The 4,672-nt window shown below is 70.8% G+C and carries 7 protein-coding genes; 3 read left to right on the forward strand and 4 right to left on the reverse strand.

The features are described 5' to 3' along the window. Nucleotides 1–102: 102 nt before the first annotated feature. From C4313_RS11080 to C4313_RS11090, 3 genes are all read left to right on the forward strand, one after another. Nucleotides 103–597: a DMT family transporter gene (locus C4313_RS11080; RefSeq protein ID WP_352429921.1), complete on the forward strand. Its 495-nt coding sequence runs from the start codon at nucleotides 103–105 to the stop codon at nucleotides 595–597. A gap of 67 nt (nucleotides 598–664) precedes the next feature. Beyond that, nucleotides 665–1,087, forward strand: coding sequence for a 50S ribosomal protein L19 (rplS, locus tag C4313_RS11085; protein WP_352429922.1), 423 nt, complete (start codon nucleotides 665–667; stop codon nucleotides 1,085–1,087). 81 nt (nucleotides 1,088–1,168) lie between these two features. Beyond that, complete coding sequence (locus tag C4313_RS11090) at nucleotides 1,169–2,695, forward strand: YifB family Mg chelatase-like AAA ATPase (protein WP_352429923.1); 1,527 nt, start codon at nucleotides 1,169–1,171, stop codon at nucleotides 2,693–2,695. 178 nt (nucleotides 2,696–2,873) lie between these two features. Here the strand turns inward: C4313_RS11090 and C4313_RS11095 are convergent, their stop codons facing one another. The 4 genes from C4313_RS11095 to C4313_RS11110 all read right to left on the reverse strand — a co-directional run. Beyond that, nucleotides 2,874–3,293 carry a response regulator gene (locus tag C4313_RS11095; protein WP_352429924.1) on the reverse strand — a complete coding sequence of 140 codons (420 nt, stop codon included), beginning with the start codon at nucleotides 3,291–3,293 and terminating at the stop codon, nucleotides 2,874–2,876. 7 nt (nucleotides 3,294–3,300) lie between these two features. Continuing rightward, complete coding sequence (locus tag C4313_RS11100) at nucleotides 3,301–3,546, reverse strand: hypothetical protein (protein ID WP_352429925.1); 246 nt, start codon at nucleotides 3,544–3,546, stop codon at nucleotides 3,301–3,303. Nucleotides 3,547–3,585: 39 nt separating this feature from the next. Further along, complete coding sequence (locus tag C4313_RS11105) at nucleotides 3,586–3,726, reverse strand: hypothetical protein (protein WP_352429926.1); 141 nt, start codon at nucleotides 3,724–3,726, stop codon at nucleotides 3,586–3,588. A gap of 260 nt (nucleotides 3,727–3,986) precedes the next feature. Beyond that, nucleotides 3,987–4,672 (reverse strand): AfsR/SARP family transcriptional regulator (locus C4313_RS11110; protein ID WP_352429927.1); only part of this gene is annotated, 686 nt, incomplete at its 5' end.

The raw sequence follows: 4,672 nt of genomic DNA on the forward strand, positions 1-4,672 counted from the left end.
AAGGGGCCGGTCATCCGTTTCGCCTCGCAAGGTGAAAGGGATGACGATGCGCCACAGAACGGCTTGGGAAAGCGGGTCCCTGCTCAGAGGCGGGGCCGGCGGGTGCATCCCCGGCCCCGCCTCGCGTTTATAATTCCCCGACAGTTCAGGGGGATCGAGATCGAGGTCCGATGCGAAAGGGGAGCGATCTGGGGAGCCTCGTATCTGTTCTTCGTCGTGGGGGTGAGAACCATCCCGCCCCTGACCTTCGTGGCCGGCCGCCTGCTCATCGGAGCAGGGCTTCTCCTGCTGTTCGGGGGTCTGCGCGCCCTTCGGATCCAGGGGGAAGCGGATCCGCCGTGGAGGGCCTTCCTGACGATGGGGATCTTCAACGCCGCGCTCCCGCACACCTTGATCGCATGGGGCGAGCAGACCGTCCCCAGCGGCATCGCCGGGATCCTGATCGCCACCATGCCGCTGTGGGCGGCTGGGTTCTCTGTCTGGATCCTCCGGGAGGAGCGGCCCTCACCACGCCAGTTGGCAGGCCTGCTCCTGGGGTTCGTTGGGATTCTGGTCTTGAGGCGCCGGAGTTGTCGTAGGGATCCCAGGCCGGTATAATTGTTCCTTGCGTGATCGGGCCGCCCGATGGGGCGCCGTCCGCTCCATCTCTCTTGGGGAAAACGGGATGAGCGATCTGATCCTGCAACAACTGGAACGGGAATGGACCGCGGGACGGTCGGTGCCGGCGCTCCGGCCCGGGGACATCGTGCGCGTCCACATCCGGGTTCGCGAGGGCGATAAGGAGCGGGTGCAGGTCTTCCAGGGCACCGTGATCCGCATCCGGGGCAGCGGCACGGGGCGCACCTTCACCGTGCGCCGCATCGCCGCCCATGGCATCGGGGTGGAGCGCACCTTCCCCCTCTACTCCCCCCGCATCGACCGCATCGAGGTGGTGCGCCACTCGCGGGTCCGCCGGGCCCGGCTGTATTACCTCCGGGAGCGCTTCGGGAAGGCGGCCCGCTTGAAGGAGCGCCTGATCGCCGCCCCCGAGGCCGGCGAACTGCCGCCCGAGGAGGTCGAGGAGCCCGAAGGCCCCGAGTCGGCCTGACCGTCGCCTCTTCTTTCCCCCTCTCGCCCCTCCCGCGCTGCCTATCATTTATATGGGAACACGAAGGCGGCGGGAGGGGCCATGCTGGCCCGTCTGTTCAGTTGTGCGCTGATCGGCCTGGACGGGGAGCCGGTGACGGTGGAGGTGGATGTCAGCCGCGGCCCCCCTGGGTTCACCATCGTCGGCCTGCCCGACGCGGCCGTCCAGGAGGCCCGGGAGCGGGTGCGCTCGGCCATCCGCTACGCCGGCTTTTCCTTCCCCCTGGCCCGCATCGTGGTCAACCTGGCCCCGGCGGATCTGCGCAAGGAGGGGCCGGCCTATGATCTGCCGATCGCCCTGGGCGTCCTCCTCGCCTCCGAACAGTTGCCCCGCCACGCCCTGGAGGAGGCGATGGTGGTCGGCGAACTGGGGCTGGATGGGACCGTGCGCCATGTGCCGGGGGCGCTGGTGATGGCGGCCCGGGCCCGGGAGTTGGGGTTCCGCCGCATGTTCGTCCCGGCGGCCGACGCGGCGGAGGCCGCCCTGGTCCCGGACCTCCTCATCTACCCGGTGCCCACCTTGCAGGACCTCCTCGCCCATCTGCTGGAGCAGCGGCCCCTTTCGCCACAACCACCCACGCCGTTGGACCACTGGGCGGATCCGGCGCCGGCGGTGGATTTTGCGGACATCAAGGGCCAGGAGCACGCCAAGCGGGCGCTGGAGGTGGCGGCAGCGGGGAACCACAACGTCCTGATGGTGGGCCCGCCGGGGACGGGGAAGACCCTGCTGGCGCGGGCGCTGCCAGGGATCCTGCCGCGCCTCTCGCTGGAGGAGGCGCTGGAGGTGACCCGCATTTACAGCGTGGCCGATCTCCTTTCCCCGGAGTTCCCGCTGATCCGCCAGCGGCCCTTCCGGGCGCCCCATCACACCATCAGCCACGCCGGCCTGGTGGGCGGGGGGCGGTTCCCCCGGCCGGGGGAGATCTCCCTGGCCCACCGGGGCGTCCTCTTCCTGGACGAGCTGCCGGAGTTCGACCTGCGGGCGCTGGAGGTGTTGCGGCAGCCGTTGGAAGATAAGCGCGTGGTGATCAGCCGGGCGGCGGGGACGCTGGAGTTCCCGGCCGCCTTCCAGTTGGTGGCGGCGATGAACCCATGCCCGTGCGGCTACTACGGGGACCCCCTGAAGCCGTGCACGTGTTCCCCGTCTATGGTGGCCCGTTATCAGAAGCGGCTCAGCGGGCCGCTGCTGGATCGGATCGACATCCAGATCGAGGTACCGCGGGTGGAATACGAGAAACTGACCGACGACCGACGAGGCGAGCCCTCGGCGGCGATCCGGGAGCGGGTGGAGCAGGCCCGGGCCCGACAGCGGGAACGGTTCCACGGGACCGGGATCACGTGCAACGCGGAGATGGGCCCCGGCCACATCCGGGCCTATTGCCGTTTAGAGCCCGAGGTCCAGTCGCTGCTCAAGGCGGCGATGCACCAGTTGCACCTCTCGGCGCGGGCCTATCATCGCATCCTCAAGGTGGCGCGGACCATCGCTGACCTGGAAGGGGCGGACACGCTGGGCGCGCGGCACCTCGCCGAGGCCCTTCAATACCGCCCGCGCTGGCCCCTGGTCGGCTGAGGGCGGCCCACCTCGGGCTTCCCCCCGCCATCCGATTCCCGAAAATCGCCCCCGAACCGCCCCCTCGCCCGCTTCGGGGCACGGTCTCCGAAACGAGAGAGGTGTTCATCCACCCCCTTCGCCCCGGCCTCCAGCGGCCGACGACGAGGCCGACCCCTTGAGGCCGGGGCGACCACCTTCAGGCGCTCGGGGAAGGCACGAGGGAGCCGTTGCCTCCGGCCGGGGGCTGAGCCTGGCGGCGCTGCCGCAATTCCTCCAGCCGCCGCGGGAGCTCCCGGGGCGGCACCGGGCTCAGCCAGCAGGCGTCGGCGCCGGCCTCCGCGCTCTGACGGCGCACCCAAGCGTCCATGTAATAGACGGCGATGGCCACGATGACGTCCCGGTTCTCCGGGTCCGCCTTGATCCGACGGCACAGTTCGAAGGGATCGCCGTCGGGCAGCATGTCGCCGATCAGGACCGCCTCAGGGCGGCCCTCCTGCACCTGCCGCAGGGCCTCGGCCATGGTGCCCGCTTCCAGGACCTCCCACTGGTGGCGCCGCAGGCCGATCCGGTAAAGCAGGCGCATGTCCTCGTTCTCGTCGACGATCAGCACGCGCATTGCGCACCTACGCGAAAGGGGGAGAGGGGTAGCAGACGATGGACGGCGCCACGCGGCGCTCCAGCCAGCGGGCCACCGCGTCGGCGAAGCTGGTGAGGTCCTTCGCCGGCACCTGGAGCAGCCACTCCCGCTCCTCCTCGGTGAGGTTGTAGCGGGCCAGAACCTCCGCCCGCCGGCTGCCCAGCAGATCCGCGCGGACCCGCTCGTCGATCAGCGCCCAGCCGATCAGCTCATCGATCGCCGCCGCGGTCATCGCGTCGTGCCTCCTTACCATGGCGCACCCGCCGGCCCCTCACGAAGGGCTGCCGCCGTCCGCCGGCGGGGTGGCCAGTCGAAAGACGGCCCCGATCAGCGCGAGGGCCCCGAAGGCCAGACGGAGGGCATGGGGGTGGTTCGCCCATCCGATCAGCCAGGCGAGCATCCGGGTCTTCATGGCGCTTCCTCCCTTTGGATCTAACTCCATCATACGAGGGGGTTCTCACGAAACGCTCACGGCGCCGGTGAGGGCTTTCCGACCCCTGCGGCGCTCCCGCGGGCCGGATCGTTCAAGGGTTCTATCCGGGGAGAAGGGGAGGGTAGGGGGAGCCCGCGGGGGCGGGCGTGGAGGGGGGCGGTGGGGCCGTCCTCCTTCCGGCACGGTCGATCCGTCCTCCCCGCCGGGGGAGTCCGATACAACCTGCAGAAAACCCCAGGCTATCCGGCCTGGGACTGGGCGCGGCGGAGGGCCTCGTAGAGGGCCTGGGCCTCCGGGGAGGGCCGCAGGCCGAGTTCCCGCTCCAGGCGGGCGGCATACTGGCGGTAAAGGGCCAGGGCGGCGCCGGGCTGGCCCAGGTCCATGTAGCAGCGGAGGGCGCCCAGGCAGGCGGCCTCCAGGGTGGGCTCGGCGTGGAGGGCCTGGAGGAACCAGGCCAGGGCGGCCTGGGGCTCCCCGGCCTTCCAGGTCCCCTCCGCCAGGGCCATCAGGGCCTCCAGGTAATGGGTCCGCAGTCGCTCCCGCAGGTCCAGGGCCCACTCGGCGTTCCACCCGCTGAGATAGTCGCCCCGGTAGAGGGCGACGGCCGCCCGCAGGTGGAAGAGGGCCTCGGGGGTCCCGGGGGCCCGGCGGGCCAGGCGGAGGTGCTCCTCGAAGGCGGCCACGTCATACCAGTGGGGCTGCCGCCGGTCGAAGGCGTAGCGGCCCTCCTGAAAGACCACCACCTCCCGGCCCAGGGCCCGGTGCAGGCGCCATTTCGCCGAGTGGAACTGGCCGGTCAGCCGAGCCGGGTGGGCATCGGGCCAGAGGGCGGCGCCGATCTCCTCCCGGGTGGCCGAAGGGACGGTCAACAAAAAAAAGAGAAGTTCCCAGGCCTTGCGGGCCTCGGTCCAGGCCACCCGCTGCC

The organism is Thermoflexus sp., assembly GCF_040289485.1.
In the GTDB taxonomy this organism is placed as follows: Bacteria; Chloroflexota; Anaerolineae; order Thermoflexales; family Thermoflexaceae; genus Thermoflexus.

Excerpts from the sequence above, each read along its gene's own strand:
- rplS (WP_352429922.1), top strand. The coding sequence starts at position 665 with ATGAGCGATCTGATCCTGCAACAACTGGAACGGGAATGGACCGCGGGA.
- C4313_RS11090 (WP_352429923.1), top strand. The coding sequence starts at position 1,169 with ATGCTGGCCCGTCTGTTCAGTTGTGCGCTGATCGGCCTGGACGGGGAG.
- C4313_RS11095 (WP_352429924.1), bottom strand. The coding sequence starts at position 3,293 with ATGCGCGTGCTGATCGTCGACGAGAACGAGGACATGCGCCTGCTTTAC.
- C4313_RS11100 (WP_352429925.1), bottom strand. The coding sequence starts at position 3,546 with ATGACCGCGGCGGCGATCGATGAGCTGATCGGCTGGGCGCTGATCGAC.
- C4313_RS11105 (WP_352429926.1), bottom strand. The coding sequence starts at position 3,726 with ATGAAGACCCGGATGCTCGCCTGGCTGATCGGATGGGCGAACCACCCC.